Origin of the sequence: Streptomyces sp. MK7 (assembly GCF_032658145.1) — a bacterium.
Taxonomy (GTDB): domain Bacteria; phylum Actinomycetota; class Actinomycetes; order Streptomycetales; family Streptomycetaceae; genus Streptomyces; species Streptomyces spiralis.
The window spans coordinates 96,332-122,371 of sequence record NZ_JAVACL010000004.1; the positions used below are offsets into that span (position 1 = coordinate 96,332).

The window sequence follows — 26,040 nt, forward strand, 5'->3', positions numbered from 1 at the left end:
CCGCTCTCACTACCGCGCCTCCGGATCCAGCCGTGCCGGCCCTCCCGCCGCCTCCTTCCGCAGCTTGGTGCTCAGCTTCAGCTCGTGCTGCGACAAGGGGCCGAGCATGCCCTGCGCGGGAAGCCCCTGGACCGGATGGCCGGGGGGCACCGGCGCCAGGTAGTGGGTGGGGGCCGTCCGCAGCGTGAGGGCGGTCGCGCCGACGATGGTGACGGTGAGCGCGATGGCGGACCGGGTCCAGAAACGGCAGCTGCGCTCCCCGGCGGTCCGCAGGGCCACCGGCCCTGCTGTCGGTCGCCCTGCTGTCGGTCGCCCGGCTGTCGGTCGCCCGGCTGTCGGCGGTCCGGCGGTCGGACGAGTGGCGGACGAGGGGGACGAGGCCGACGGCGAGGGCGGCGATCCGGCCGCCGTGAGGTGTCCGGCCGAGCCCAGCCGGACCAGGCGCCGGTGCAGTTCCGCCGGGTCGGCCAGTTCCGGCAGGTGTGCGGCGACGGCCTCCCGGGCGTGCAGCAGCCGGTTCGCCGCCGCCGGGGTGCTGGCCTCCGTCTCCGCCGCCGTCTCCGGCAGGTCGAGGCCGACGCCGTCGTAGAGCACCAGTGTGCGGCGGTAGGACGGAGGAAGCCGCAGGAGCGCCCGCTGGAGCACGCGGTCGACGGGATCGGGCGGCGGGTCGGGGAGGTGCCCGCGGGGTATGAAGCGGTGCCAGGGCGAGAGGGCGCACTCGTACGCCGTCGCCCGCACCCAGCCCGCCGGGTCCCGGTCGTGGGCCACTTCGGGCCAGCGCTGCCAGGCGAGTCGGAAGGCGCGCTCCACGGCGGCACGTGCCCGCTCGCGGCGGCCGGTGAGCAGATAGGCCTGGCGTATGAGCGCCGGGGCACAGAAGGCGTAGAGCGCGTCGAAAGCCTGAGCGGGCGTCAGCGCCTGGTCCGCGTGACCGTCCGTCATGGTGCGTCCTTCCGTATGAATAAGCACATGAACACATATTGAGCGACACTTCGGAGGTTCGCCTGTTACGCCGGGAACGCGTGTGACGTTGGGAGCATGGCGGGCGTGATCCAGACGACCCATCGACGTCCGCCCCTGCCGCACCTGCGCACCCGCGTACGGGACCGCTCACCCGGACTCGGCGCCGGATTCGTGGGCGGTGTGGTCGCGGCGGGACTCGGGCTCGGCTCGTTCGCCGTGCTCGTCATCGCCCTGTGGATCAGCTCGCCGTACCCCGACAGCGGGCCGGGCGGCGCGCTGCACGTCGCCGCCGCGCTGTGGCTGCTGGCGCACGGAGCCGAACTGGTCCGCACCAACACGCTCACCGGGGCGCCCGCACCCCTGGGGGTGACCCCGCTGCTGCTGCTCGCCCTGCCCGCGCTGCTGGTGCACCGGGCGGCGCGGGACGCGGCCGACGGCGGCGACGGCGGCCCGCTCGTCCCCGCGCGCACCGCCTGGACCGGCGTCGTCGTCGGCTACCTCGGCGTCGCCGGCGCCGCGACCGCGTACGCGGCGGGCGGCACGCTGCGCCCCTCCTGGGTGTGGACGGCCATGTGGGTACCGCTGGTCGCCGCGGTGGCGGCGGGCAGCGGCGTCTGGGCGGCGTACGGCTGCCCACGCGCGCCCCTGGAACGGGTGCTGGGCCCGCTGCCACCCGGCGTACGGCGTCTGCTGCTCGGGCCGGGGCCACGGGTGCGCCTCGGCGCCTCGGCACGGGCGGCGGGGGCCGGGGCGGTGGTCTTCGGCGGGGGCGGCGCGCTCGTCCTCGGGGTGTCGCTGGTGGGGCATTCCGGGACGGCCCAGGGGGCGTTCCTGCGGCTGACGGAGGGCTGGTCGGGACGGTTCGCGGTGCTGCTGCTGTGCCTGGCGCTGCTGCCGAACGCGGTGGTGTGGGCGGTGGCGTACGCCCTCGGGCCCGGCTTCCTGCTCGGCGCCGGCCATGCCGTCGACCCCTTCGCCTCCGACCCGGGACCGATGCTGCCGCCCTTCCCGCTGCTCGCGGCGGTACCGGACGCGGGCCCCGGCACCTCCCTGAACTGGGCGGCCTCCGCCGTACCGGTGGCGGCCGGGCTGACCATCGGCTGGTTCGTCGCGGGAAGCGCCGTACGCGACGGACGGGACGCCGAGGGTAACGTGGCCGGTCCGAAGCGGGCGTGGTCGTGGCGGCGGACCGCCGCCGGAGCGGGACTGGGCTGCCTGCTGTGCGCGATCGGGCTAGGGGTGTTCGCGGAGTTGGCGGGCGGCGCGCTCGGGGACTCCGGGCTCTCCCGGTTCGGTCCGGTGGGATGGCAGGTCGCCGGGGCCGCGCTGCTGTGGACGGCGACGGCGGCCGTACCGACGGCGCTGGTGGTGCGGGCCTGGCGCTACTGGGGCGGCGGCCGGGCGCCGGCGCCCGACGGGACCGAGCGGCGGATCGGCCGGCCCCGGGACGGCGGAGCCCCGGCGACCCGGCTGCCGGACACCGGCCCAGACCTGACCCTGGGCTACGACCCCGCCCTGGAACCGTACGACGTACTGCCCCTCGACCCGCCGAACGCCGAGCCGGCCGCCTGGCAGGACGGCGAAGCCGCCCGCCGGGCTCGCTGGGAGGCCCTCAGACGAGCGGCGACGACACCCGCGACACCGGGACCGGACGCCACGGAGCCGACCGCGCCCGAGGCAGAGACCGATCCCGGCCGGCCAGCCGATCCCGAGAAACCGTCCGCCCTCGAGAAACCGACCGATCCCGATCTCGAAAAGCCGGCAGAACCGCGGGCAGAATCACCGGCGGAACCGCCCACCGCCCCACCAGCGGCGGAAGCCCCACCGGCACCCGACACCCCCACCCCTCGCTAGGGCCTTTCGTTTGGATCACGCCGGGCTCGCGGGCCCTGGCACCGCGCCTCGCCGCGTTGTCGTCGGTTGCCATGGCTCCGCCCTGACGCCCTCCTCCGCCTTGCGATCCTCCCCCACTGCCTGAACGGCGTGGGAGGTGCCCCCAGCACCAGACCCCGCTCCCTGATCCGGCCTGATCCAAACGAAAGGTCCTAGGAGCGCCGCAGGCAGCAGCGCCGCAGGCAGGAGCTCGCAGGCGGCAGCGCCGCTCTCTCAGCCGTCCATCCCCAGCACTCCCCGCAGCTCACGCGGCAGATGCTGGTCGCAGGACTGCTTGGCCTGGCTGGTGAGGGCGTCGTTCATGCACGTGTAGTAGTCGCGGTAGACGAACTGCGCGGCGAAGTTCGTGGCGACCAGGGCGAGGGCCAGGGACGCGGTGACCAGGCCGCTGACCGCCGCCGTCGTCTGGGGGCGGCTCTCCGCCACCGCGGCCGTGTTCGGGTCGGGCCTGCGTGACTTGGTGCGCAGCGAGCTGATGCCCCAGTACAGGGCCAGCGCGCCGAGCAGCAGGGCCACGTACTGCCAGCCGAAGAGGACGAAGAAGAAGGCCCACATGCCGCACAGCAGGGCGTACCGAGCGCGACGCTGTGCGGGGTCCGTGGGGTCCCAGCGCATGCCGGGGCCGCGTCCGCCGCCCGGCCCCTCGGGGCCGCCGCCGGGCCGCTGCGGGCGCTCGCCGAATCCGTCGGGGGAGCGGCCGGGCTGGCGGTCGCTCCACTGGCTGCCCCAGGGGGTGTACCCGCCGCCCTCGCCGGGGCCGCCCCCCTCGCCGGGGCCGGCCCCCTCGCCGGAGCCCTGTCCCTGGCCGGAGGAGTTCCCGCCGGAGGAGTTCCCGCCGGAGTCGGAGGCCGAAGGGTGGCGAGGCTGCCACGGGCGGTCGGGTGTGCCCTCGGGCGGGGGCGCGAAGGGGTTGCCGTCCTGGGCCGGGCCGCCCCGGCCGTCACCGTTGTCCCCGCCCGAGGGCGCGTCCGGCGGCGAGGCGGGGCGCTCCCGCAGCAGCACGGCGCCGCGCTCCCCTCCCTGCCTGGGCTGCGGGGGGAGCGTGAGGAGTCGCAGACTGCGGTCCGGCATCAAGTGAGCGTCTTCCCCTTGTGACTGTGTTACGTACGGACGTACGCGTGAGTACGGCTGGACTGACGTGTGAGCTGACGTGGGCTCTGTCTTGGTGAACGCACCATGCCGCCATCGCGTTCCCGAACCCCGTCCCCCCAGACGCTACCTTCCGGCCACGCCCCCGTCCCATGGGGGCCGTCCGGAGTGCCGGTATCGTTGCTGACGGTCGGCCGGTTCGTAGGCTTCCCCGTATCCGGGGGCCCGAAGCATTCGTGCGACCGTACAAAACAGCTCCCCCGAGAAAGGGCCCCACCGTGGCCGCCAAGCCCGTGGCCAAGCGCCTCGTCGTGCTGGTCTCCGGATCCGGCACCAATCTGCAGGCGCTCCTCGACGCGATCGACGAGACCGGAGTCGAGGCCTACGGCGCCGAGATCGTGGCCGTGGGCGCCGACCGCGACGGCATCGAGGGGCTCGCGCGCGCCGAGCGCGCCGGGGTACCGACCTTCGTGCGGAAGGTCAAGGACTACGGCACGCGCGAGGAGTGGGACGCGGCGCTCGCCGAGGCCGTCGCCGCCCACGAGCCCGACCTCGTCGTCTCCGCCGGGTTCATGAAGATCGTGGGGAAGGAGTTCCTCGCGCGGTTCGGCGGGCGGTTCGTCAACACGCACCCCGCCCTGCTGCCCAGTTTCCCCGGGGCCCACGGTGTGCGGGACGCGCTGGCGTACGGCGCCAAGGTCACCGGTTGCACCGTCCACTTCGTCGACGACGGCGTCGACACCGGGCCGATCATCGCCCAGGGCGTGGTCGAGGTCCGGGACGAGGACGACGAGAGCGCGCTGCACGAGCGCATCAAGGAAGTCGAGCGAAGGCTGCTCGTCGAGGTCGTGGGGCTTCTCGCCCGCAACGGCTATCGCATCGAGGGACGAAAGGTAGTTATCCAGTGACCGCCGAGAGCAACAAGCGGCCCATCCGGCGCGCGCTCGTCAGCGTCTACGACAAGACCGGTCTGGAGGAGCTCGCGCGCGGGCTGCACGAGGCCGGCGTCGAACTCGTCTCCACCGGCTCCACCGCCGCGAAGATCGCCGCGGCCGGCGTGCCCGTCACCAGGGTCGAGGAGCTGACCGGCTTCCCCGAGTGCCTGGACGGCCGGGTCAAGACCCTGCACCCCAAGGTGCACGCGGGCATCCTCGCCGACCTGCGTCTGGAGGACCACCGGCGGCAGCTGGCCGAGCTGGGCGTCGAGCCGTTCGACCTGGTCGTCGTGAACCTCTACCCCTTCCGTGAGACGGTCGCCTCCGGTGCCTCGCCCGACGAGTGTGTGGAGCAGATCGACATCGGCGGCCCGTCGATGGTCCGCGCCGCCGCCAAGAACCACCCGTCGGTGGCGGTCGTCACCAGCCCCGCGCGGTACGCCGACGTCCTCGCCGCCGTCCAGACCGGCGGCTTCGACCTGGCCGCCCGCAAGCGGCTGGCCGCCGAGGCCTTCCAGCACACGGCCGCCTACGACGTGGCCGTGGCCTCCTGGTTCGCTTTCTCCTACGCCCCGGCCGACGACTCGCCGTTCCCCGACTTCCTCGGCGCCACCTACGAGCGCAGGCACACCCTGCGCTACGGCGAGAACCCGCACCAGCCGGCCGCCCTGTACGCCGACGGCAGCGGCGGGCTCGCGGACGCCGAGCAGCTGCACGGCAAGGAGATGTCGTACAACAACTACACGGACACGGACGCCGCCCACCGTGCCGCGTACGACCACGACGAGCCCTGCGTCGCGATCATCAAGCACGCCAACCCGTGCGGCATCGCGGTCGGCGCGGACGTCGCCGAGGCGCACCGCAAGGCGCACGCCTGCGACCCGGTCTCCGCCTACGGTGGTGTCATCGCCGTGAACCGGCCGGTCAGCAAGGCGATGGCCGAGCAGGTCGCCGACATCTTCACCGAGGTCATCGTCGCGCCCGACTACGAGGACGGCGCGCTGGAAGTCCTCACCCGGAAGAAGAACATCCGCATCCTGAAGACGCCGAGCGGCCCGTGCAACCGGGTGGAGGCCAAGCAGATCGACGGCGGTGTCCTCCTCCAGGCCACCGACCGCCTCCAGGCCGACGGCGACGACCCCGCCAACTGGACACTGGCGAGCGGCGAGGCGCTGGCGGCCGACGAGCTGGCCGAGCTGGCGTTCGCCTGGAAGGCCTGCCGGGCGGTGAAGTCCAACGCGATCCTGCTCGCCAAGGACGGCGCCTCGGTCGGCGTCGGCATGGGCCAGGTGAACCGTGTCGACTCCTGCAAGCTGGCCGTCGAGCGGGCGGGCGAGGAGCGGGCGCGCGGTTCCTACGCCGCCTCGGACGCGTTCTTCCCGTTCCCCGACGGCCCGGAGATCCTCATCGCGGCGGGCGTGAAGGCCATCGTCCAGCCGGGCGGCTCGATCCGCGACGAGCAGGTCGTCGAGGCCGCGAAGAAGGCGGGCGTGACGATGTACTTCACGGGCACGCGCCACTTCTTCCACTGAGCGCCTGACGGAGCGATCCGATACGCGCGACGGCCTCCGGCCCTCCTCGAGGAGAGGCCGGAGGCCGTCGCCGTCGCGACCCGGTGTCAGCCCGGACAGGTGTCCGACGCCGGCAGCGCGATCAGTAGCGCGGCCGGCTGAACCAGGCCTTGCCCTTCGAACCGCCGACGAAGCAGGCGATCAGGATGGCGAGCACCAGGTGCACGATGCCCGCGACGGTGAACGGGTACAGGGCGATGACCGCGGTGACGATGCCGAACACCATGATGGTGATCCGGACGCCGTTGCCGCCCGTCCTGAACTTCGTGGCCAGGACGGCCGCGAGCACGCCCCAGACCACCGCGAACACCACGAGCGCCCACAGCCGGCCGGTCGAGTAGTCGGCGAGCCGCTGGAAGGCGGCGCTGTCCTTGAGGCTGTCGTCGTCCTTCGCCGCGTTGATCGTGGCCGCGCCGACGGCGAACAGGGCCGCGCCGAGCACCTGGAGGCCGACGATCACCCACATCATCACCCGGGCGGCGGAGACGTTGCCCGGCATCGTCTCCGGTACGCCGACGCCGTACGGCTGCTGCACGGGCGGGGCCTGCGGGTAGCCGTAACCGGGCGCCTGGCCCGGCTGCTGCGGGGCGCCGTAACCCGGCTGCTGCGGGGCGCCATAGGGATTGTTCGGGTCGCCGTAGCTCATGGCGATGTTTCCTCCGTGGATCACGTGCGGGGACGACGCGCGGCACCGCACGGAGGAGAGTTCTACAGAAAGCGGTCCGTCCCCCCGATGAGCTGCCCGCGGCACTGTGGTTCCTCATCGTTCTTGACCAGTTGCTTACTTGTCCAGCCGGATTTCGCAGGTGTTGTGCAAGTGCAACCTCGCGATCACGGAGGCGGAGAGGCGGAGGAGGGGCGACGGCCACCCGGCCGGGTCCGACATGCCCACCCGGATTGGAACCGTGGGGTGGTCATCCGCGAGGATGGTGGCATGACCGCCCAGATTCTCGATGGCAAGGCCACCGCAGCCGCGATCAAGTCCGAACTGACCGCCCGGGTGGCGGCGCTGAAGGAGAAGGGCGTCACGCCCGGCCTCGGCACCATCCTGGTGGGTGACGACCCCGGCAGCCGCAAGTACGTCGCCGGCAAGCACCGCGACTGCGCCGAGGTCGGCATCGCTTCCATCCAGCGCGAGCTGCCGGCCACCGCGACCCAGGAGGAGATCGAGGCGGTCGTCCGGGAGCTCAACGAGGACCCGGCGTGCACCGGCTACATCGTCCAACTGCCCCTGCCCAAGGGCATCGACGAGAACCGCATCCTCGAACTGATCGATCCGGACAAGGACGCCGACGGCCTGCACCCGATGAACCTGGGCCGTCTGGTCCTCAACGAGCCGGCCCCGCTGCCCTGCACCCCCAACGGCGTGCTGACGCTGCTGCGCCGCTACGGCGTGGAGATCAAGGGCGCCGAGGTCGTGGTCGTCGGCCGCGGGGTGACCATCGGCCGTCCGATGCCGCTGCTGCTCACCCGGCGCAGCGAGAACGCCACGGTCACCCAGTGCCACACCGGCACCCGCGACCTGTCCGCCCATCTCAAGCGGGCCGACATCATCGTCGCCGCGGCCGGAGCGGCCCATCTGATCCGGGCCGAGGACGTCAAGCCGGGCGCGGCCGTCCTCGACGTCGGCGTCTCCCGCAACGCCGAGGGCAAGATCGTCGGTGACGTCCACCCGGACGTCGCCGAGGTGGCCGGCTGGCTCTCCCCGAACCCCGGCGGCGTCGGCCCGATGACGCGCGCCGAACTGCTGGTCAACGTGGTCGAGGCGGCGGAGCGCAGTGTCGGCTGAGGCGAGCGGCGCCCCGCGGGACGCACGGGACGCGCAAGAGACAGAGGATGCGCAGGAGACGCGGGACGCCGGCCGGGACCAGGGGCCGGACCAGGCCCGGGACCCGGGCGGCGCGCCGGACGCCGGAGCCCGGCCGCGGCGGGTCACGCGCCGCTTCCCGCTGCTGACGAAGGACACGGCACGGCCCGAGGGCGGCGGCCGTGCCGCATCGAGCGACGCCCCCGCCCCCGCGCGGCAGTGGCCGCTGCTCGCCGTGCTGGTCCTGGTCGGGCTCGGCCTGCTGGTGACCGCCTTCGACGCGTTCCGGGTGGGGCTGCTGCTGATCGGTGCCGGGCTGCTGGGCGGTGCCGTGCTGCGCTGGGTCCTGCCCCGCGTCGGCATGCTCGCCGTCCGCTCCCGTTTCACGGACATCGTCACCTACGGGATCCTGGGCTGCGCGATCGTGCTGCTGGCGCTTGCTGCCCAGCCGAAGCCCTGGCTGGAGATCCCGTTCCTGGACGACGCGCTGCACTTCACGGTCCGCAACAGCTAACAGCTGTCGGACGGCTGACGGCGTCTTTACCTCCGTACGGCTACGGTGACGGCGGCCCATCCTCTCCCCCGAGTAAGGACGGACCGCCGTCGGGAACAACACTCCTGCATGGTGAACGGCCTGTTCAACGGCTGTCCGCGCGCTGTGGCACGGAAGTGACCATTCCGCTACGGTGTCCGCGCTCTGCCACAGGGGTGCCCGCGCGCGGCGTGGGAACCGATCCACCCGCCGTCCTCGTCACTCTCCGCGAGGGGCGACGCGAGGATGCCGGGAGGTGTGGGATGGGCGCCTGGCAGCCGCTACCGGAGGATCTGCCGCCGGAAGTACGGCACTTCGTGGAGCAGCTGCGGCTCCTCAAGGACGGGACCGGCCTCAGCCTGGCCGCGCTGGGTGCGCGCACGGCGTACAGCAAGTCCTCCTGGCAGCGCTACCTCAACGCCGGCCAGCCGCCGCCGCGGCAGACGGCCGCCGCCCTGTGCCGGGTCGCGGGCCTGACCGGCGCGGACGCCGAACGGCACACCGTGCGCTGGGAGATGGCCGTCAAGGTCTGGCCCAGACCGGCCGCGGTGCCGGAAACGGACGCGGTGGCGGAGGGGGCCGCTCAGGTCGAGACGACCCGGACCCACGACGCCCACGACGCCTACGAGACCCACGAGACCCACGAGGCCTACGAGGAAGTCCCCACCGTGCCCTGGTGGGACCGGCCGGAGGAACGGCCGCGTCCCGGGCCGGGCGGACGGCTCCTGCTGTATGCCGTCGTGCTGCTCGCCGCCCTGGTGCTCACCGCCGTCGTGGGCACTCTTGCCCTGGGGTGACAAACTAGGGATCTGGGGAGAAGTCGCCCAACGGCCGGGCAGGCACGGGCAATCCGTGCAAGGGGGAAGAGGGGGAGTCGCGATGGCTCGTTGGAAGGCCCTGCCCGATGAACTCGACCCGCAGGTCAAGGAGTTCGCGGGGCAGCTGCGGCGGCTGGTCGACCGCAGCGGTCTGAGCGTCGCCGCGCTCGCCGACCGCACCGGCTACAGCAGGACGTCGTGGGAGCGCTACCTGGGCGGCCGGCTCCTGGCGCCCAAGGGGGCGGTGGTCGCCCTCGCCGAGGTCACCGGCAGCAACCCGGTCCACCTCACCACGATGTGGGAGCTCGCCGAGCGGGCCTGGAGCCGCGCGGAGTCGCGCCACGACAGGACCATGGAGGCCATCCGGATCGCCCAGGCCCGGGCGGCGTTGGACGCACCGGGCGCACGCACGGTCGGCAGCGCCGCGGCGGCACTGCGGCTGCCCGCGCCCGGGGTCGCGGATCCGGCGGGCGTGTCCCCGACGGCGGTGCCGCCGCAGCCGACGGTCTCCGACGCGGACGCGCGGGACGCGCGGGAGGCGGCCCCCGTCTCCGCCGCCGCCTCCGGTTCCGCGCCGGCCCCGGGATCCGGCCCCCGCCCACCGCGGACCGGTACGCCGAGCCGGTTCGGGGCGCGGGGGCGGCAGCTGACGATGTTTCTCGCGGGCGTGGTCGCGGTGCTGGTGGTGGTCGGCGCCGTTTTCCACTTCACCGGCGGCGACGACGGGCGCAAGGCCCCGGTCGTGAGGACATCACCGTCGCCGTCCGTGAGCACCGGCGCCGGCCTGCCGCCCGGAGTGAAGTGCGACGGGAGCGGCTGCACCGGCAAGGACGCCGAGGCCATGGGGTGCAGCGGCGAGCTGGTGACCACGGCCCGCAGCGTCACCGTGGGGACGACCGTCGTCGAAGTGCGCTACAGCAAGACCTGCGGCACCGCCTGGGGCCGTATCACCCAGGCCGCGCAGGGCGACCAGGTACAGGTGACGGTCGGCACGCGCACGGAGACCGACAAGGTCACCGAGCCCGGCGACACGATCGCGTACACACCGATGGTGGCCGTGAAGGACGCCGCCCAGGCGAGGGCGTGCGTGACGCTGGCGTCGGGACGGACGGGCTGCACGACGTGAACCGGCGGAGGCAGGCGCGCCCTTCGCACGACGTGAGCGGAAGAGGCCGCCCTCCGCACGGAAGACGTCCGTCCCGGCCGGACGAGCGGAAGAAAGGCGGCCGCCCGTCCGGGAGAGGAGTGACTGAGGCGGCCGCCGTGGGGGGTTGCCGGAAAACCGGACTCCCGTGGGGGGTGAGGTTCGCGTGCCCCGAACGGCGTATCCCATGCGTGCGGCGCGCCACTTCTTCGCGGCTTCTTCACCGTGCCGTCTGTGGGACGGGCCACAGGGGGGCGGCAGTCCGGGATGCCGGATGCGCGATAGCCTGACCGTGGATCTCTCTTGACGCCAAGAGATCGATCATCCGTACCCCTGATCGATCATCGCGGCGGGCGTACGGCCACCAACCGGACGCGGGGATCCCGCACCCCGGGGCAGGGACGCCCCGACCGCCAGCTGTCATACGGAGAACGCCATGACCCGCACTCCCGTGAACGTCACCGTCACCGGCGCGGCCGGCCAGATCGGTTACGCCCTGCTCTTCCGCATCGCCTCCGGCCAGCTGCTCGGCGCGGACGTGCCGGTCAAGCTGCGCCTCCTGGAGATCACCCCGGCCCTGAAGGCCGCCGAGGGCACGGCCATGGAGCTGGACGACTGCGCGTTCCCGCTCCTTCAGGGCATCGACATCACGGACGACCCGAACGTCGCGTTCGACGGCGCCAACGTCGCCCTCCTCGTCGGCGCCCGCCCGCGCACCAAGGGCATGGAGCGCGGTGACCTGCTCGAGGCCAACGGCGGCATCTTCAAGCCGCAGGGCAAGGCCATCAACGACCACGCCGCGGACGACATCAAGGTCCTGGTCGTCGGCAACCCGGCCAACACCAACGCGCTGATCGCCCAGGCCGCCGCGCCGGACGTACCGGCCGAGCGCTTCACCGCCATGACGCGCCTGGACCACAACCGCGCGCTGACCCAGCTCGCCAAGAAGACGGGCTCGACGGTCGCCGACATCAAGCGCCTGACCATCTGGGGCAACCACTCCGCCACCCAGTACCCGGACATCTTCCACGCCACCGTCGCCGGCAAGAACGCCGCCGAGGTCGTGGGCGACGAGAAGTGGCTGGCCGAGGACTTCATCCCGACCGTCGCCAAGCGCGGCGCCGCCATCATCGAGGCCCGCGGCGCCTCGTCGGCCGCCTCCGCCGCCAACGCCGCCATCGACCACGTCCACACCTGGGTCAACGGCACGGCGGACGGCGACTGGACCTCCATGGGCATCCCGTCGGACGGCTCCTACGGCGTCCCGGAGGGCCTGATCTCCTCCTTCCCGGTCACCTGCAAGGACGGCAAGTACGAGATCGTCCAGGGCCTGGACATCAACGAGTTCTCCCGCGCCCGCATCGACGCCTCCGTCAAGGAGCTCGAGGAGGAGCGCGAGGCGGTCCGCGGCCTCGGCCTCATCTGAGCCGGTCCGGGCCGATCCGAGTCGAGCGGCCCTCGCCGTAGGGCTCGCTTCGTCACGACCCCGCACGGGCCCCGTTCCGGTTTCGTCCGGAACGGGGCCCGTGGCCGTTTTCGCCGCTACCGTCGAATGGCGCGAATGACGTCGAAATCGGTACGGCGGTACGGCGGTACCCGGCGGGGTGGCCTCGGGGGGTTCAGGATGAGCGGTTGGGACGGCCACAGCTCCGGTTCGGGACCGGAGCACGAGCCGAGCGAGGACAGAGGCCAGGCGGCCTGGGGAGGACCGGAGGGACCGTCTCCGGAGCCGCCGTGGGCGTCCGCCGAGACCCGGACGGGCACCCCGCTGCCGCCCCCTTGGGGGACCCCGCCGCCCACACCGCCCTCGCCGTACCTGCCGCCCGCGGCGGGCCCGTCGCCTTCGCCGTACGTGCCGCCCGCGGCGCCCCCGTCGTCTCCGCCGTACGCGCCGTCCGCGCCGCCCGCGCCGGCGCGGCGCCCCGCGGGCGGGGCTCACCGCGGGGGCCGCGTCCTGGCGACGGTGGCCGCGGCGGCCGTGCTCGGGGCGGGAGCCGGCGCGGGGGTCTGGTACGTCCTGCTGCGGGACGGCTCCACCGGCGCGTCGGCCGGCCCGGCGACCGGCGTCACCGTGACCACCTCGCCCCCGGCCTCCCCGGCGCTCCCCTCTTCGCGGGACACGGCCGAGGCGGGGAACGGCACCCCGGCGACCGGCCCCGGCCAGGATGCCGCGGCCTCGCCCCCGGCCGCCCCCGCGACCGCACCCGCCCCCGGCTACCGCCGCGCCCAGGACCCCGTCGGCTACACGCTCGACGTCCCCGAGGGCTGGACCCGCAGGCAGAAGCAGGGCGAGAAGGCGCCGGTGGTCTACTACGACTCCCCGTCCGACGGCCGTCAGCTCCAGATCTTCGCGGTCGCGGAGGACTCCCCGGCCGCCTCCCTGGACCTGGCCGAGAACGACCCCGGCTACGGCTTCGCCCGGCAACCCGGCTACGAGGCCCTGGACCGCGACTCGGGCCCCACCTGGGCCGAGCTGACCTACCGTTACGACGACACGGACAAGGGCCCCCGCCAGGTCGTCGACCACCGCTTCCAGGCCGCCGACGGCACCCTCTACGCCCTCCGCGTCAGTGGCCCCGCCACCCTTCCCGCCGCCCGCATCCGCGCCACGCTCACCGCCGCACTGAACTCCTTCTGCCCACCGGGCGGTCGGTGCGGCTAGGGCCTGTCCGGCGGATCAAGGTGCAGGTAAGTAGCGGCGCCGATCAACCCGGCGTGCCAGCCCCCGCGTCTGCGCCATGATCCGCCGGACAGGCCCTAGAAGTGGGAGAACAGGCCGAAGAAGCCGCCGGCGGTGCCCAGGGTGGCGGCGCGCGCAGCCGGGGCGAGGCGAGAACGCGCGGGTCGAACAGCGGGGCGGGCGAGCGCAGGGCGTGCCGGGCGAAGAGGGCGGTGAGCAGGGCGCCCGCGGTGAATGCGACGACGATGCCGGGCGAGTCCCAGCCGTGGGCCAGGTTCTCGATGATGCCGAAGAGCACGGCGACCAGCACGGCGGTGAGCGGCAGGGTACCGAGCGGGTCGGGGTCGCCGCGCGCGGAGCGTTCGGTGCGCGGCACGGCGACGGCGGTGACACCGACCCGGCGCACGCCTGGCTGCGCCGGTGCGTCCGCGACCTGATGGACCAGTGGGCGGTGACCGGCGGAAGCCGGCGATCGGCCACTGGCTGATCGAAGTCTGCCGCTTTCGTCCCTTTATGCCTTCAAATTCCGTGACGCCGAACACTTTCGGTCATGGATTGCGCATGCAATTCGTGGGGAGGGGGCAGGCGCTCACGGTCCCTGTGGGTGACACCCGCGTCACCCAGGGCAGCCAGGCAGGAACGGAAGGCATCACCGATCATGGCGGACAGTACGCAACGCACGGCGCGCACCACGATTCACGCGGGAGGGGAGTGGCGGGAGGCGGTCTCCGGCGCCACGCGCGACATCCTCGACCCCGCGGACGCGACGCCGTTCGCCGTGGTCGCCGAGGGCGACGAGAAGGACGCGGACCGGGCCGTGGAGGCCGCCCGGCGTGCCTTCGACGCAGGCGCCGGCGCCTGGCCGCGCACTCCCGTCGCCGAGCGCGCCGCCCTGCTGCGTGAGGTCGCCGGCCTGCTGGTGCGCGACCGCGAGAAGCTCGCCCTGCTGGAGAGCCGGGACGCGGGCAAGACCCTGGAGGAGGGCCGCGTCGACGTCGACTGCGTCGCCGACGCCTTCCGCTACTTCGCCGACCTGGTCGCCGCCGAGGCACCCGGCCGGGTCGTGGACGCCGGTACGCCCGACGTCCACAGCGTCGTCGTCCATGAACCGGTCGGTGTCTGCACCCTGATCACCCCCTGGAACTACCCGCTGCTCCAGGCCAGCTGGAAGATCGCCCCGGCGCTCGCCGCGGGCAACACCTTCGTGATCAAGCCCAGCGAGATCACCCCGCTCACCACCGTCGCCCTCGTCGACCTGCTCATCGAGGCCGGCCTGCCCGCCGGGGTGGCCAACATCGTCACCGGCCCCGGCCGCACGGTCGGTGCCCGCCTCGCCGAACATCCCGACGTCGACCTCGTCTCCTTCACCGGCGGCCTGGCCAGCGGCACGAAGGTGGCCCAGGCCGCCGCCCCCACCGTCAAGAAGGTCGCCCTCGAACTGGGCGGCAAGAACCCCAACGTCGTCTTCGCCGACGCCTGCGCCACCGACGAGGGCTTCGACACCGCCGTCGACCAGGCCCTCAACGCGGCCTTCATCCACAGCGGCCAGGTCTGCTCGGCCGGCGCCCGGCTGATCGTGGAGGAGCCCGTCCGGGACCGGTTCGTCGCCGAACTCGCCCGCCGCGCATCACGGATCCGGCTGGGCCGCGGCACCGAGCCCGGCGTCGAGTGCGGGCCGCTCGTCTCCGAGCAGCAGCGCGCGAAGACCGAGGCGTACGTCGCCTCCGCGCTCGCCGAGGGCGCGGTGCTGTGCTGTGGCGGCAAGCGGCCCGAGGCCGACCGGACCCGGCCCGCCACCGGCTACTTCTACGAGCCGACCGTCCTCGACCGCTGCCACCGGACGATGCGGGTCGTCCGCGAGGAGGTCTTCGGACCGGTCCTCACCGTCGAGACCTTCCGCACCGAGGACGAGGCCGTCCTGCTCGCCAACGACACCGAGTACGGTCTGGCCGGCGCCGTCTGGACCGCCGACGCCGGCCGGGCGCGCAGGGTCGCGGGCCGGCTGCGCCACGGCACGGTCTGGATCAACGACTTCCACCCCTACCTGCCCCAGGCGGAGTGGGGCGGCTTCGGCAAGAGCGGAGTGGGCCGCGAACTGGGACCCGCCGGACTCGCCGAGTACCGCGAGACCAAGCACCTGTACCAGAACCTCGCGCCGAAGCCGGTGCGCTGGTTCGCGGGCTGAGCCCCGCCCCGTACGCAGCGAAGCCGCTCCCGTACGCCGCAGACCCCGTACGCCGCAGACGCCGTACGCCGCAGCCCTCCGTGCGCCGGACCCCCACCTGGAGTACCCCCTGATGCCCGACAACCCCCCTGAGAACACCTACGACTACGTCGTCATCGGCGGCGGCACGGCGGGCTCCGTCATCGCCTCCCGCCTCACCGAGAACCCCGACGTCACCGTCGCCGTCATCGAGGGCGGCCCCAGCGACGTCGGCCGCGACGACGTGCTGACCCTGCGCCGCTGGATGGGCCTCCTCGGCGGCGAGCTCGACTACGACTACCCCACCACCGAGCAGCCCCGCGGCAACTCCCACATCCGGCACAGCCGCGCCCGCGTCCTCGGCGGCTGCTCCTCGCACAACACCCTCATCGCCTTCAAGCCGCTGCCGTCCGACTGGGACGAGTGGGAGGCGGCCGGCGCCAAGGGCTGGGGCGCGGTGCCGATGGAGGCGTACTACGCGCGGCTGCTCAACAACATCGTCCCGGTGGACGAGAAGGACCGGAACGCCATCGCCCGCGACTTCGTCGAGGCGGCACAGGCGGCCGTCGGGGTGCCCCGGACCGAGGGCTTCAACAGCAAGCCGTTCAGCGAGGGCGTCGGCTTCTTCGACCTCGCCTACCACCCCGAGGACAACAAGCGGTCGAGTGCGTCGGTGGCGTACCTGCACCCGGTGATGGACGAGCGGCCCAACCTGACGATCCTGCTGGAGACCTGGGCGTACCGGCTGGAGCTGAACGGCACCCGCGCCGAGGGCGTGCACGTGCGGACCAAGGACGGGGAGGAGATCCTCGTACGGGCCCGCCACGAGGTGGTCCTGTGCGCCGGCGCCGTGGACTCCCCGCGCCTGCTGCTGCACTCGGGCATCGGCCCGAAGACGGACCTGGACAGGCTCGGCATACCCGTCGTCCACGACCTGCCGGGCGTCGGGGAGAACCTGCTCGACCACCCCGAGTCGGTGATCGTCTGGGAGACGAACGGCCCGATCCCGGAGAACTCCGCGATGGACAGCGACGCCGGTCTGTTCGTGCGGCGCGATCCCGAACACGCGGGCCCCGACCTGATGTTCCACTTCTACCAGGTTCCGTTCACGGACAACCCGGAGCGACTGGGCTACGAGCGTCCGCAGCACGGCGTGTCGATGACCCCGAACATCCCCAAGCCGAAGAGCAGGGGCCGGCTGTACCTGACCAGTCCCGACCCGTCCGTCAAGCCCGCCCTGGACTTCCGCTACTTCACCGACGAGGACGACTACGACGGCCGCACCCTCGTCGACGGCATCCGCATCGCCCGCGAGATCGCCCGGACCGAGCCTCTGGCCGGCTGGCTGAGGCGCGAGGTGTGCCCCGGCCCGGACGTCACCGGCGACGAGGAACTCGGCGAGTACGCCCGCAAGGTCGCCCACACCGTCTACCACCCGGCGGGCACCTGCCGGATGGGCGCCGCCGACGACGAACTGGCCGTCGTCGATCCCGAGCTGCGCATCCGTGGCCTGGACGGCATCCGCGTCGCGGACGCCTCCGTCTTCCCGACCATGACCGCGGTGAACCCGATGGTCGGGGTGCTCATGGTCGGGGAGAAGGCCGCCGGCCTGATCGGAGGCGAGATCCGATGACTCTCACGGTCCCCACCCGCAAGCCGCCCACCCGCGGCGACGACCCGGCCACCACCCCCGTCTTCTCGGTGGACGGCCTGTGGAAGGTCTTCGGCCCGAAGGCCGACCGGATCCCCACGGACCCCGAACTCAGCGCCCTCGCCCCCGCCGACCTGCGTCGACGCACCGGCTGCACAGCCGCCGTACGGGATGTGGGCTTCGAGGTGCACAGGGGTGAGGTCTTCGTCGTCATGGGCTTGTCCGGCTCCGGCAAGTCCACGCTCGTACGCTGCCTGACCCGGCTCATCGAACCGACCGCGGGCACCGTAGCCCTCGACGGCGAGGACGTGCGCGCCATGGACAGGGCCCGGCTGCGGGAGCTGCGCCGGCACCGCACCGCGATGGTCTTCCAGCACTTCGGCCTGCTGCCCCACCGCACCGTCCTCGACAACGTCGCCTACGGCCTGCAGATCCAGGGCGTGGGCCGCTCCGAGCGCCGTGAGAAGGCCGCGGAAGTGGTCGAGAAGGTCGGCCTGAAGGGCATGGAACAGCGCCGGCCGGGCCAGCTCTCCGGCGGCCAGCGTCAGCGCGTCGGCCTCGCCCGCGCCCTGGCCGTCGACCCCGAGGTGCTCCTGTTCGACGAGCCGTTCAGCGCCCTCGACCCGCTCATCCGGCGGGACATGCAGGAGGAGGTCGTCCGCCTGCACCAGGAGGAGGGCCGCACGATGGTCTTCATCACCCACGACCTGCAGGAGGCCCTCAAGCTGGGCGACCGCATCGCGTTGATGCGCGACGGCCGCGTCGTGCAGCTCGGCACCCCCGAGGATATCGTCGGCTCCCCGGCCGACGACTACGTCCGCGAGTTCGTCCGCGACGTCCCGCGTGAACAGGTGATGACGGTGCGCGGGGCCATGCGCCCGGCCTCTGCCGAGGACGCGAGCGCCGGCCCGGCGGTGTCCCCGCAGGCCACGGTCGCGGAAGCCATCGAGGCGGTCGCCCGGGCGGGCGCACCGGCCCGCGTGGTGGACGAGGGCAGGTGCGTGGGCCTGGTCGACTCGGACGCACTGCTGGGCGTGGTCGCGGGCGTCACCGGCACCGACGCGGCCGCGGGCAGTCGTGCCGATGGGGCGGCACCGGTGGGCGGTGGTGGTGCCCCCGCGCGAGCGCATTCGAGCGTGGGGGAGGCATCCCGCTCGCGCGGGCGGGCCACCCCGCCCGGGGCCGGCGCTGACTCGGGAGCCGTCTGATGGCGACGATCACCGCATCGGTCCCCCGTGCGACACCCGGCGCCCCGCGCAACCGTGCCCTGCGGAAGCTGGCGGTCCTCGCGGTCCTCGCCGCCGTCCTCGGCCCCCTCGCAGGCGCCCACTGGGCGGGCAGCACCTGGCCGCACGCGCTGACGGTCGACCTCACCGAACCGCTCACCGGCGCCAGCACCTGGATCATCGACAACCGCGACAGCCACCCCCTGTTCCTCTACTTCTTCGGCTACATCAGCAACGCGGTCGTCATCTGCGTACGCGCGGTGTACCTCTTCCTCCTCGCCGCAGGCTGGGCCGGTGTCACCGCCCTCGCCTCCGCCGTCGCCTGGCGGGTGGCCGGAGTCCGGCTCGCCCTGGGCACGGCGGCCGCGTTCCTCGCCTGCGGTCTGCTCGGCATGTGGGTGCCCACCATGCAGACGCTCGCGCTGATGGTGATCGCGGTGCTCGCCTCGGTGGCCGTCGGGACGCTGCTCGGTCTCGCCGCCGGGCTGTCGGACCGCATGGACCGCGCGCTGCGCCCGGTGCTGGACACCATGCAGGTGCTCCCGGCGTTCGCGTACCTCCTGCCCGTCGTCCTGGTGTTCGGCATCGGGGTGCCTGCCGCCGTCCTCGCCACCGTCGTCTACGCCGCCCCGCCCATGGCCCGTCTCACCGCGCTCGGCCTGCGCGGCGCCGACGCCGAGGTGCTGGAGGCCGTCGAGTCCCTCGGTGCCACCGCACGCCAGCGCCTGCTGACCGCACGCGTCCCGCTGGCCCGGAAGGAACTCCTGCTCGGCCTCAACCAAACGATCATGATGGCGCTGTCCATGGCCGTCATCGCCTCCGTCATCGGCGCCGGCGGCCTCGGCGACCGCGTCTACCAGGCGCTCGCCTCGGTCGACGTGGGCGCCGCGCTGGCGGCCGGCATCCCCATCGTGCTGCTGGCCGTCGTCCTGGACCGGGTGACCGGCGCGGCGGGGGAGCGTATCGGCGACGGACCCCGCACGTCCGCCGTGTGGTGGCTGCACGGCGCCCTCGCCGCCGCCGTCGTCGCCGTGGCGGTGGCCGTCCGTCTCGCGGCCCGTCCCGACTGGCCCACCGGCTGGACGGTGAACATCGCCGAGCCGGTCGACCGCGCCGTCGACTGGATGACCGCGCACCTGTACTCGGGTGTTCCGTACATCGGCGGCACCGCCGACTGGGCGGGCCACTTCACCACCTGGATCCTGGACCCCGTGCGGGCCGGACTGCAGTGGCTGCCCTGGTGGTCGGTGCTGCTGATCGTGGCCGCCCTGGCGTGGCTGATCGGCACCTGGCGCACCGCGCTGACCGCCGCGGGCGCCATGGCCGCGGTCGGGGCGCTCGGGGTGTGGAAGCCGGCCCTGGACACCCTGTCCCAGGTGCTCGCCGCCGTCGCCGTCACCCTCATCGCCGGCTTCGCGACCGGCATCGCCGCCGCCCGCAGCGACCGCTTCGAGAGACTGCTGCGCCCGGTCCTGGACGTCTTCCAGACGATGCCGCAGTTCGTGTACCTGATCCCGGTCGTTGCGCTGTTCGGCGTCGGCCGCGCCCCGGCCGTCGCCGCGGCCATCGTCTACGCCCTGCCCGCCGTCGTCCGGATCACCGCCCAGGGGCTGCGCCAGGTCGACCCGGCCGCCCTGGAGTCGGCCCGCTCGCTCGGCGCGACCAGGGGACAGCAGCTCCGGCAGATCCAGCTGCCGCTCGCCCGCCCGGCGCTGCTGCTCGCCGTCAACCAGGGCCTGGTCCTCGTCCTCGCCGTCGTCGTCATCGGCGGCCTGGTCGGCGGTGGCGCGCTCGGGTACCAGGTCGTCTTCGGCCTCGCCCAGGGCGACCTGGCGACCGGACTGGTCGCCGGCGTCGCGATCGTCTGCCTCGGCCTGATGCTCGACCGGGTGACCCAGCCCACCGCGCGGGGCGCGCAGAAGGGAACGTGACATGCGACTTCGTACGACATCCGTGGTGGCCGGCGCGGCCGCGCTCATGCTGCTGACCGGCTGCGGCGCCGCCGACATGACCAAGCAGGCCTCGCCGTTCGCGGGCGCGCGGGGCGCGAGGACCGTGACGCTGTCCGTCCAGTCCTGGGTCGGCGCCCAGTCCAACGTGGCCGTCGCCCAGTACCTGCTGGAGCACGAGCTCGGCTACCGCGTCGACACCGTCCAGGTCGACGAGGTCCCCGCCTGGGACGCGCTCAGCCAGGGCCGGGTCGACGCCATCCTGGAGGACTGGGGCCACCCCGACCAGGAGAAGCGGTACGTCCAGGACAAGAGGACGATCGTGCGGGGCGGCGACCTGGGGGTGACGGGGCACATCGGCTGGTTCGTGCCGACGTACCTCGCCAGGCAGCACCCGGACATCACGGACTGGAGGAACCTCGACAAGTACGCCTCCCTCTTCCGCACCGCGGAGAGCGGCGGCAAGGGCCAGCTGTTGGACGGCTCCCCGTCGTACGTCACCAACGACAAGGCCCTGGTGAAGAACCTGAACCTGAACTACCAGGTGGTCTTCGCCGGTTCCGAGGCGGCGCAGATCACGCAGATGAAGCAGTTCGCCAAGGAGAAGAAGCCCTTCCTGACCTACTGGTACTCACCCCAGTGGCTGTTCGAGAAGATCCCCATGACGGAGGTGAAGCTGCCGCCGTACAAGGCGGGCTGCGACGCCGACGCGGCCAAGGTCGCCTGCGCCTACCCGCACACCCCGCTGCAGAAGTACCTCAACGCCGGCTTCGCGAAGTCGGGCGGCAAGGCGGCGGCCTTCCTGAAGAGGTTCAGGTGGACGACCGAGGACCAGAACGAGGTCTCCCTGATGATCGCCGACCAGAAGCTGTCACCGCAGGAGGCGGCGAAGAAGTGGGTGGACAGCCACCCTGCCGTGTGGAAGCGGTGGCTGTCCTGAACCGCCTCAGCGCATCGGGCCGGCGGCTCGGCGCACCAGGCCGGCGGCGATGTCGCCGAGTGCCTGTGCGGCACGCCGCTGGAGCCCTGGCCCGAACGTGATCCTCGTGGCTCCGAGCTCCCCGAGTTCGGTGGGCGAGGGTCCCGTGCCGTCCAGCCGGGCCAGCATGTTCAGCGGGCCCTGGATGCCTGCCCTCAGCAACGGCAGTACGTCCGCCGGGGCGAGGATCGGGTACACGCAGTCCGCGCCCGCCGCCGTGTACAACGCGGCCCGCTCGACGGCGCGTTCGGGATCGCCGTCGCCGTGGGCGAAGACGTCGACGCGGGCGTTGAGGAAGAGCCGGTCGGCGGCGGCCGAGCGGACCTCGGCGAGGAAGCCGGCGTGCTCCTGCGGGTCCTTCAGCGTGCCCCCGCTCGAGTCCTCCAGGTTGCAGCCGACGGCGCCCGCCTCCAGCAGCCGCTCCACCAGCTCCTTCGGGGCGAGCCCGTAGCCGTCCTCGATGTCCGCCGACACCGGCACGTCCACCGCGCGTGCGATCCGGGCCACCGCCGCGAACATCTCGTCGGCCGGGGTCCTCCCGTCCTCGTACCCGAGCGAGGCGGCGACCCCGTGGCTGGGTGTCGCGAGCGCCGGGAACCCCGCCTCGGCGAAGACACGGGCACTGGCCGCGTCCCACGGACCGGGCAGGACCAGGGGGTCGCCCGGGGCGCGCCCCCGGTGCAGCGCGCGGAAGGCCTCGGCGCCGCTCACCACTTGGCGCTCCCGGCGGGGATCCGGCGGCTGACCATCAGGCGGTTCCAGGTGTTGATGACGCTGATCAGCGCGATCAGATGGGCCAGCCGGGGCTCGTCGAAGTGCTCGGCGGCCTGCTCGTGGACCGCGTCCGGCACGAAGCCGTCGGTGAGGACGGTGACCGCCTCGGTCAGGGCCAGCGCCGCCCGTTCCCGTTCGCTGAAGACGTCTCCGGCCTCCTCCCAGGCGTCCAGGAGATCGAGCTGCCGCTCGCTCACGCCGTGCTCGCGGGCGAGGGCCAGATGCATGTCGAGGCAGAACGCGCAGTGGTTGAGCTGCGAGGCGCGCACCTGCACCAGCTCGGCCAGGACGGGCTCGCCCAGGCCCCGCTTGGCGGCGGCGCCCAGTGACCGCAGGGCGCCGCGCACCGCGTCGTCCAGATGGGTGGTCCGGGCCGTCACTTGTACTGCCCCGGCGTGTAGTGGCCGGGGACGGCGCGGGTGGTCACGCCGAACCGGTTCCAGGCGTTGATCACCGCGATCGCGGCGATCAGCTGGGCGAGTTCCTCCTCGGCGAAGTGCTTGGCGGCCTTGTCGTACACCTCGTCCGGCACGAAGCCGTCGGTGAGGACCGTGACCGCCTCGGTCAGCTCCAGGGCCGCGAGCTCCCGCTCGGTGTAGAAGTGCCGGGACTCCTCCCAGGCGCCGAGCTGGATGATCCGCTCCACGCTCTCGCCGGCCGTGAGGGCGTCCTTGCTGTGCATGTCCAGGCAGAGCGCGCAGTGGTTGATCTGCGAGGCGCGGATCCTGACCAGCTCGCGCAGCCGCGGCTCCAGACCCTGCCCGGCGGCCGCGTCCAGCCGGATCATCGCCTTGTAGACCTCGGGGGCGTGCTCGGCCCAGCGCATCCGGGGGCTCTGCTCCGGGGCGTACTCGGCGGTCGTCTCGCTCGTCGTCCCAGGGGTGTTCCGGGTCGTGGTCATGATTCGATCATAGGCGCGAAGCAGCCCAGCGGTATGGTCCATTTCCATGGCGAGGACATGGGCCACTCTGGGCGTCGACCTGCATCTGGAACCGGCCGGACCGCGTGTGCGCCGAGGGCTGACCGACGCCCTGCGCGAGGCGGTCCGCTCCGGCCGCCTGGCCCCCGGCACCCGGCTGCCCTCCTCCCGTGTCCTCGCCACCGACCTGGGCGTCGCCCGCAACACGGTCGCCGACGCCTACGCCGACCTGGTCGCCGAGGGCTGGCTCACCGCCCGCCAGGGCTCCGGCACCCGGGTCGCCGACCGGGCGGTGGCCGCCCCGCCCGCCGACGCGGCCCAGCCGCCCCGCGCACCCCGCCGCCCCGTCTTCGACCTGCGCCCCGGCACCCCCGACCTCGCCTCCTTCCCCCGTGCGGAGTGGCTCAGGGCAGCCCGCCGCGCCCTGACCACGGCCCCGAGCGACGCCCTCGGCTACGGCGACCCGCGCGGCCGGCCCGAACTGCGCACCGCCCTCGCCGGCTACCTGGCCCGGGTGCGCGGCGTACGCACCACCCCGGAGCGCATCGTGGTGTGCTCGGGCTTCTCGCACGGTCTGAGGATCCTCGGCGAGGTACTGCGGGCGCGCGGCACGGCCACGGTCGCCGTCGAGTCGTACGGCCTGGACCTGCACTGGGGCCTCCTGACCCGGGCGGGACTACGCACCCTCCCCCTGCCCCTCGACGAACGCGGCACCCTCACCGGCGAGTTGCCGGACGTCGGCGCGGTCCTCCTCACCCCCTCCCATCAGTTCCCGATGGGTGTGTCCCTGCATCCGGACCGGCGCGCGGCCGTGACGGACTGGGCGCGGCGCACCGGCGGCCTGATCCTGGAGGACGACTACGACGGCGAGTTCCGCTACGACCGGCAGTCGGTCGGCGCGCTCCAGGGCCTGGACCCCGACCGCGTGGTCCACCTGGGCACGGCGAGCAAGTCCCTGGCCCCCGGTCTGCGCCTGGCCTGGATGGCGCTGCCGCCGTCCCTGACCGAGGAGGCCGCGGCGGCGAAGGGACCCTCCGACACCTGCGGGGTGCTCGACCAGCTGACCCTGGCGGAGTTCATCACCTCCGGCGCCTACGACCGCCACGTACGCTCCGCCCGGCTGCGCTACCGGCGCCGCCGCGACGCACTGGTCGAGGCGCTCGCCGCCCGCGCCCCCGACGTCCGCCCCACCGGGATCGCCGCCGGACTGCACGCCGTACTGCGGCTGCCGCCCGGTGCCGAACCGGCCGTGGTCCAGGCGGCGGCCTGGCAGGGGCTCGCCCTCCACGGTCTGTCCCGCTACCGGCACGAGCAGGCCGCCGTCAGCCCCGTGGACGGCCTGGTCGTCGGCTACGGCACCCCAACGGACCATGCCTGGGCGGCCGCCCTGGACGCGCTGTGCCGGGTCCTGCCCTGACCGAGGCACACCGGACGGCCCCGCACCACGCGGCCTGGTTCGCGCGCGCCGTGCCGCTCAGCCCCGCTCGGCCGGTTCCGCCCCGGCCGCAGCCGCCCCGTCAGCCGTCGCCCCCTCCGGTGCCGTCCCGTCCGGTGCCGTCCCGTCCGGCGCCGTCCCGTCAGCCGTCGGAGCCGCCGGTGCCTCCCCGAACCGTGCCAGTGCCAGCGCGCCGGCCACCGCCACCGCGAAGCCCAGTAGCGCCAGCCAGCTCAGGCCCTCCCGCGTGCGGTCGCCCAGCCACACCACGCCGATCGCGGCGGGGCCGATCGTCTCGCCGATCACCATGCCGGCGGTGGCCGTCGTCACCGAGCCGCGCTGGAGCGCCGAGGTGAGCAGCAGGAACGCGGCACCGCCGCCCAGCACGAGGGCGTACGAGGCCGGGTTGGTGAACAGTTCCGCGGGGCTCAGCGAGTCGATCAGCCGCACCGTCACCTCGACCACACCGAAGCCGAGGCCCGCGCCCAGGCCGAGCAGCAGGGCCCGGCCGCGCTCGGGGAGACGGCCGGCCATCCCGCCCAGGGCCGGCACGGCCAGCGCCGCCGCGAGCATCGCCCACCTCAGAACCGTGGAGCCGTCCCGGCCGCCCTCCGTCCCCGAGGCCAGGCCCAGCATCGCCAGGCCGGCGCAGACCACGCCGACCGCGGCCCACTCCGTCCCGCTCAGCCGCACCCTCAGCAGCCGCGCCGCGGCCACCGCCGTCACCGCGAGGCTGGACGCCAGGGCCGCGCCCACCGCGTAGATCGGCAGCGACCGCAGGGCCGCGATCTGCAGCAGGAAGCCCAGCCCGTCCAGGGCCAGACCCGCCAGATACCGCCACTGCCGCAGCGCCCGCAGCAGCAGCGCCGCATCGGCGCCGCCGCCCTGCGCGCCACCCGGCTCCGCGGCCGCCCGGGCGGCGACCGCCTGGAGCACCGTCGCCGTACCGAAACACACCGCCGCGCCGAGTGCGCACACCATTCCCAAGAGCACGACCCGACTGTAGGTGAGCGGCGGCGTTCCAGGGGCCCCTGAGCGGACGCTCACACCTGTCTCTAGGCTGTCCGTCGGAAAACCGGCCGGCCACACCCGGCCGGCAGCCGACGACAACGGGGGAGACGTACATGGCGGACACTCGGCGGCAACTCAGGTCGGGCGCGGTGGTCCTCGGCGGGATGGGACTGCTCGCCTCGGCGCTCACCGCCTGCTCCTCCGACCCGGACAAGCGCTGCGTCGACCGCGACAGCTACACCTTCTCCAAGGGCTACAAGGTCGTCTCCGACAAGAACTGCAAGTCCGCGAAGACCTCCGTCGACGGCGCCTGGTACTACGGCGGCAAGAAGAAGAGCGGCTGGGTGGACGGCGGCTCCTTCACCAGGCCCCACAAGAGCTCCGGCGGGTCCGGCGGCAGCCACGGCGGGGTCGACCGCGGCGGCTTCGGCAGCGGCCACGGCACGTCCGGCGGCTGA

At 73.5% G+C, this 26,040-nt stretch carries 24 protein-coding genes; 16 read left to right on the top strand and 8 right to left on the bottom strand.

Annotation, left to right across the window (positions count from 1 at the left end; genetic code table 11):
* Positions 1-9 precede the first annotated feature (9 nt).
* Entirely contained in the window at positions 10-945 is a 936-nt protein-coding gene (locus R2S09_RS07175; RefSeq protein ID WP_316740182.1) for a sigma factor-like helix-turn-helix DNA-binding protein, read from the bottom strand.
* Positions 946-1,041: 96 nt separating this feature from the next.
* On the opposite strand from R2S09_RS07175, the gene R2S09_RS07180 reads away from it, so the two are divergent.
* On the top strand, positions 1,042-2,820 hold the full coding sequence (locus R2S09_RS07180) for a DUF6350 family protein (RefSeq protein ID WP_306186408.1): 1,779 nt from the start codon (positions 1,042-1,044) through the stop codon (positions 2,818-2,820).
* Between the two features lie 252 nt (positions 2,821-3,072).
* On the opposite strand, the gene R2S09_RS07185 is transcribed toward R2S09_RS07180, so the two are convergent.
* Positions 3,073-3,930, bottom strand: coding sequence for a hypothetical protein (locus R2S09_RS07185; RefSeq protein ID WP_316740183.1), 858 nt, complete (start codon positions 3,928-3,930; stop codon positions 3,073-3,075).
* A 296-nt stretch (positions 3,931-4,226) separates the two neighbouring features.
* On the opposite strand from R2S09_RS07185, the gene purN reads away from it, so the two are divergent.
* Both purN and purH read left to right on the top strand, forming a co-directional pair.
* The gene (purN, locus tag R2S09_RS07190) at positions 4,227-4,856 is read left to right on the top strand and encodes a phosphoribosylglycinamide formyltransferase (protein WP_316740184.1); all 630 of its coding nucleotides are present in this window, start codon (positions 4,227-4,229) and stop codon (positions 4,854-4,856) included.
* Complete coding sequence (purH, locus tag R2S09_RS07195; RefSeq protein WP_306186403.1) at positions 4,853-6,415, top strand: bifunctional phosphoribosylaminoimidazolecarboxamide formyltransferase/IMP cyclohydrolase; 1,563 nt, start codon at positions 4,853-4,855, stop codon at positions 6,413-6,415. The genes purN and purH overlap by 4 nt, the downstream gene beginning before the upstream one ends.
* 121 nt (positions 6,416-6,536) lie before the next feature.
* Here purH and R2S09_RS07200 read toward each other — a convergent pair whose 3' ends face one another.
* Positions 6,537-7,100, bottom strand: coding sequence for a hypothetical protein (locus R2S09_RS07200; protein ID WP_306186402.1), 564 nt, complete (start codon positions 7,098-7,100; stop codon positions 6,537-6,539).
* 288 nt (positions 7,101-7,388) lie between these two features.
* Between R2S09_RS07200 and R2S09_RS07205 the strand changes: the two genes are divergently transcribed.
* From R2S09_RS07205 to R2S09_RS07230, 6 genes are all read left to right on the top strand, one after another.
* Complete coding sequence (locus R2S09_RS07205) at positions 7,389-8,243, top strand: bifunctional methylenetetrahydrofolate dehydrogenase/methenyltetrahydrofolate cyclohydrolase (protein WP_306186400.1); 855 nt, start codon at positions 7,389-7,391, stop codon at positions 8,241-8,243.
* Positions 8,233-8,775, top strand: a complete 543-nt coding sequence (locus tag R2S09_RS07210) for a DUF3017 domain-containing protein (RefSeq protein WP_306186399.1) — start codon at positions 8,233-8,235, stop codon at positions 8,773-8,775. Before R2S09_RS07205 ends, R2S09_RS07210 begins: the two co-directional genes overlap by 11 nt.
* A gap of 281 nt (positions 8,776-9,056) precedes the next feature.
* A complete protein-coding gene (locus R2S09_RS07215; protein ID WP_316740185.1) occupies positions 9,057-9,590 on the top strand; it encodes a helix-turn-helix transcriptional regulator in 534 nt (177 codons plus the stop codon).
* An 82-nt stretch (positions 9,591-9,672) separates the two neighbouring features.
* Positions 9,673-10,737 (top strand): DUF2690 domain-containing protein, encoded by a 1,065-nt coding sequence (locus R2S09_RS07220; protein ID WP_316740186.1) that lies wholly within the window; start codon positions 9,673-9,675, stop codon positions 10,735-10,737.
* Between the two features lie 454 nt (positions 10,738-11,191).
* Positions 11,192-12,181: a malate dehydrogenase gene (locus R2S09_RS07225; protein ID WP_306186393.1), complete on the top strand. Its 990-nt coding sequence runs from the start codon at positions 11,192-11,194 to the stop codon at positions 12,179-12,181.
* A 537-nt stretch (positions 12,182-12,718) separates the two neighbouring features.
* Positions 12,719-13,417, top strand: coding sequence for a hypothetical protein (locus R2S09_RS07230; protein WP_306186391.1), 699 nt, complete (start codon positions 12,719-12,721; stop codon positions 13,415-13,417).
* A 43-nt stretch (positions 13,418-13,460) separates the two neighbouring features.
* Here the strand turns inward: R2S09_RS07230 and R2S09_RS07235 are convergent, their stop codons facing one another.
* On the bottom strand, positions 13,461-13,841 hold the full coding sequence (locus tag R2S09_RS07235) for a hypothetical protein (RefSeq protein WP_316740187.1): 381 nt from the start codon (positions 13,839-13,841) through the stop codon (positions 13,461-13,463).
* A 252-nt stretch (positions 13,842-14,093) separates the two neighbouring features.
* On the opposite strand from R2S09_RS07235, the gene R2S09_RS07240 reads away from it, so the two are divergent.
* The 5 genes from R2S09_RS07240 (at position 14,094) to R2S09_RS07260 (ending at position 21,404) form a co-directional block, all read left to right on the top strand.
* Positions 14,094-15,620 carry an aldehyde dehydrogenase family protein gene (locus R2S09_RS07240; protein ID WP_316740188.1) on the top strand — a complete coding sequence of 509 codons (1,527 nt, stop codon included), beginning with the start codon at positions 14,094-14,096 and terminating at the stop codon, positions 15,618-15,620.
* A gap of 112 nt (positions 15,621-15,732) precedes the next feature.
* On the top strand, positions 15,733-17,271 hold the full coding sequence (locus R2S09_RS07245) for a GMC family oxidoreductase (RefSeq protein WP_306186388.1): 1,539 nt from the start codon (positions 15,733-15,735) through the stop codon (positions 17,269-17,271).
* Positions 17,268-18,497: a glycine betaine/L-proline ABC transporter ATP-binding protein gene (locus R2S09_RS07250; RefSeq protein ID WP_316740189.1), complete on the top strand. Its 1,230-nt coding sequence runs from the start codon at positions 17,268-17,270 to the stop codon at positions 18,495-18,497. The genes R2S09_RS07245 and R2S09_RS07250 overlap by 4 nt, the downstream gene beginning before the upstream one ends.
* Positions 18,497-20,446, top strand: a complete 1,950-nt coding sequence (locus tag R2S09_RS07255; protein ID WP_316740190.1) for an ABC transporter permease subunit — start codon at positions 18,497-18,499, stop codon at positions 20,444-20,446. The genes R2S09_RS07250 and R2S09_RS07255 overlap by 1 nt, the downstream gene beginning before the upstream one ends.
* A 1-nt stretch (position 20,447) precedes the next feature.
* The gene (locus tag R2S09_RS07260; RefSeq protein ID WP_306186385.1) at positions 20,448-21,404 is read left to right on the top strand and encodes an ABC transporter substrate-binding protein; all 957 of its coding nucleotides are present in this window, start codon (positions 20,448-20,450) and stop codon (positions 21,402-21,404) included.
* A gap of 6 nt (positions 21,405-21,410) precedes the next feature.
* On the opposite strand, the gene R2S09_RS07265 is transcribed toward R2S09_RS07260, so the two are convergent.
* From R2S09_RS07265 to R2S09_RS07275, 3 genes are read right to left on the bottom strand one after another with little or no spacing between them, the layout of a single operon-like run.
* On the bottom strand, positions 21,411-22,154 hold the full coding sequence (locus tag R2S09_RS07265) for an isocitrate lyase/phosphoenolpyruvate mutase family protein (protein WP_306186384.1): 744 nt from the start codon (positions 22,152-22,154) through the stop codon (positions 21,411-21,413).
* The gene (locus R2S09_RS07270) at positions 22,151-22,597 is read right to left on the bottom strand and encodes a carboxymuconolactone decarboxylase family protein (RefSeq protein WP_316740191.1); all 447 of its coding nucleotides are present in this window, start codon (positions 22,595-22,597) and stop codon (positions 22,151-22,153) included. The genes R2S09_RS07265 and R2S09_RS07270 overlap by 4 nt, the downstream gene beginning before the upstream one ends.
* Positions 22,594-23,118: a carboxymuconolactone decarboxylase family protein gene (locus R2S09_RS07275; protein WP_316740192.1), complete on the bottom strand. Its 525-nt coding sequence runs from the start codon at positions 23,116-23,118 to the stop codon at positions 22,594-22,596. The genes R2S09_RS07270 and R2S09_RS07275 overlap by 4 nt, the downstream gene beginning before the upstream one ends.
* Before the next feature lie 46 nt (positions 23,119-23,164).
* Between R2S09_RS07275 and R2S09_RS07280 the strand changes: the two genes are divergently transcribed.
* Positions 23,165-24,553 carry a PLP-dependent aminotransferase family protein gene (locus R2S09_RS07280; protein WP_316740193.1) on the top strand — a complete coding sequence of 463 codons (1,389 nt, stop codon included), beginning with the start codon at positions 23,165-23,167 and terminating at the stop codon, positions 24,551-24,553.
* A gap of 57 nt (positions 24,554-24,610) precedes the next feature.
* On the opposite strand, the gene R2S09_RS07285 is transcribed toward R2S09_RS07280, so the two are convergent.
* A complete protein-coding gene (locus R2S09_RS07285; RefSeq protein WP_316740334.1) occupies positions 24,611-25,552 on the bottom strand; it encodes a hypothetical protein in 942 nt (313 codons plus the stop codon).
* Between the two features lie 143 nt (positions 25,553-25,695).
* Between R2S09_RS07285 and R2S09_RS07290 the strand changes: the two genes are divergently transcribed.
* A complete protein-coding gene (locus tag R2S09_RS07290; protein ID WP_316740194.1) occupies positions 25,696-26,040 on the top strand; it encodes a hypothetical protein in 345 nt (114 codons plus the stop codon).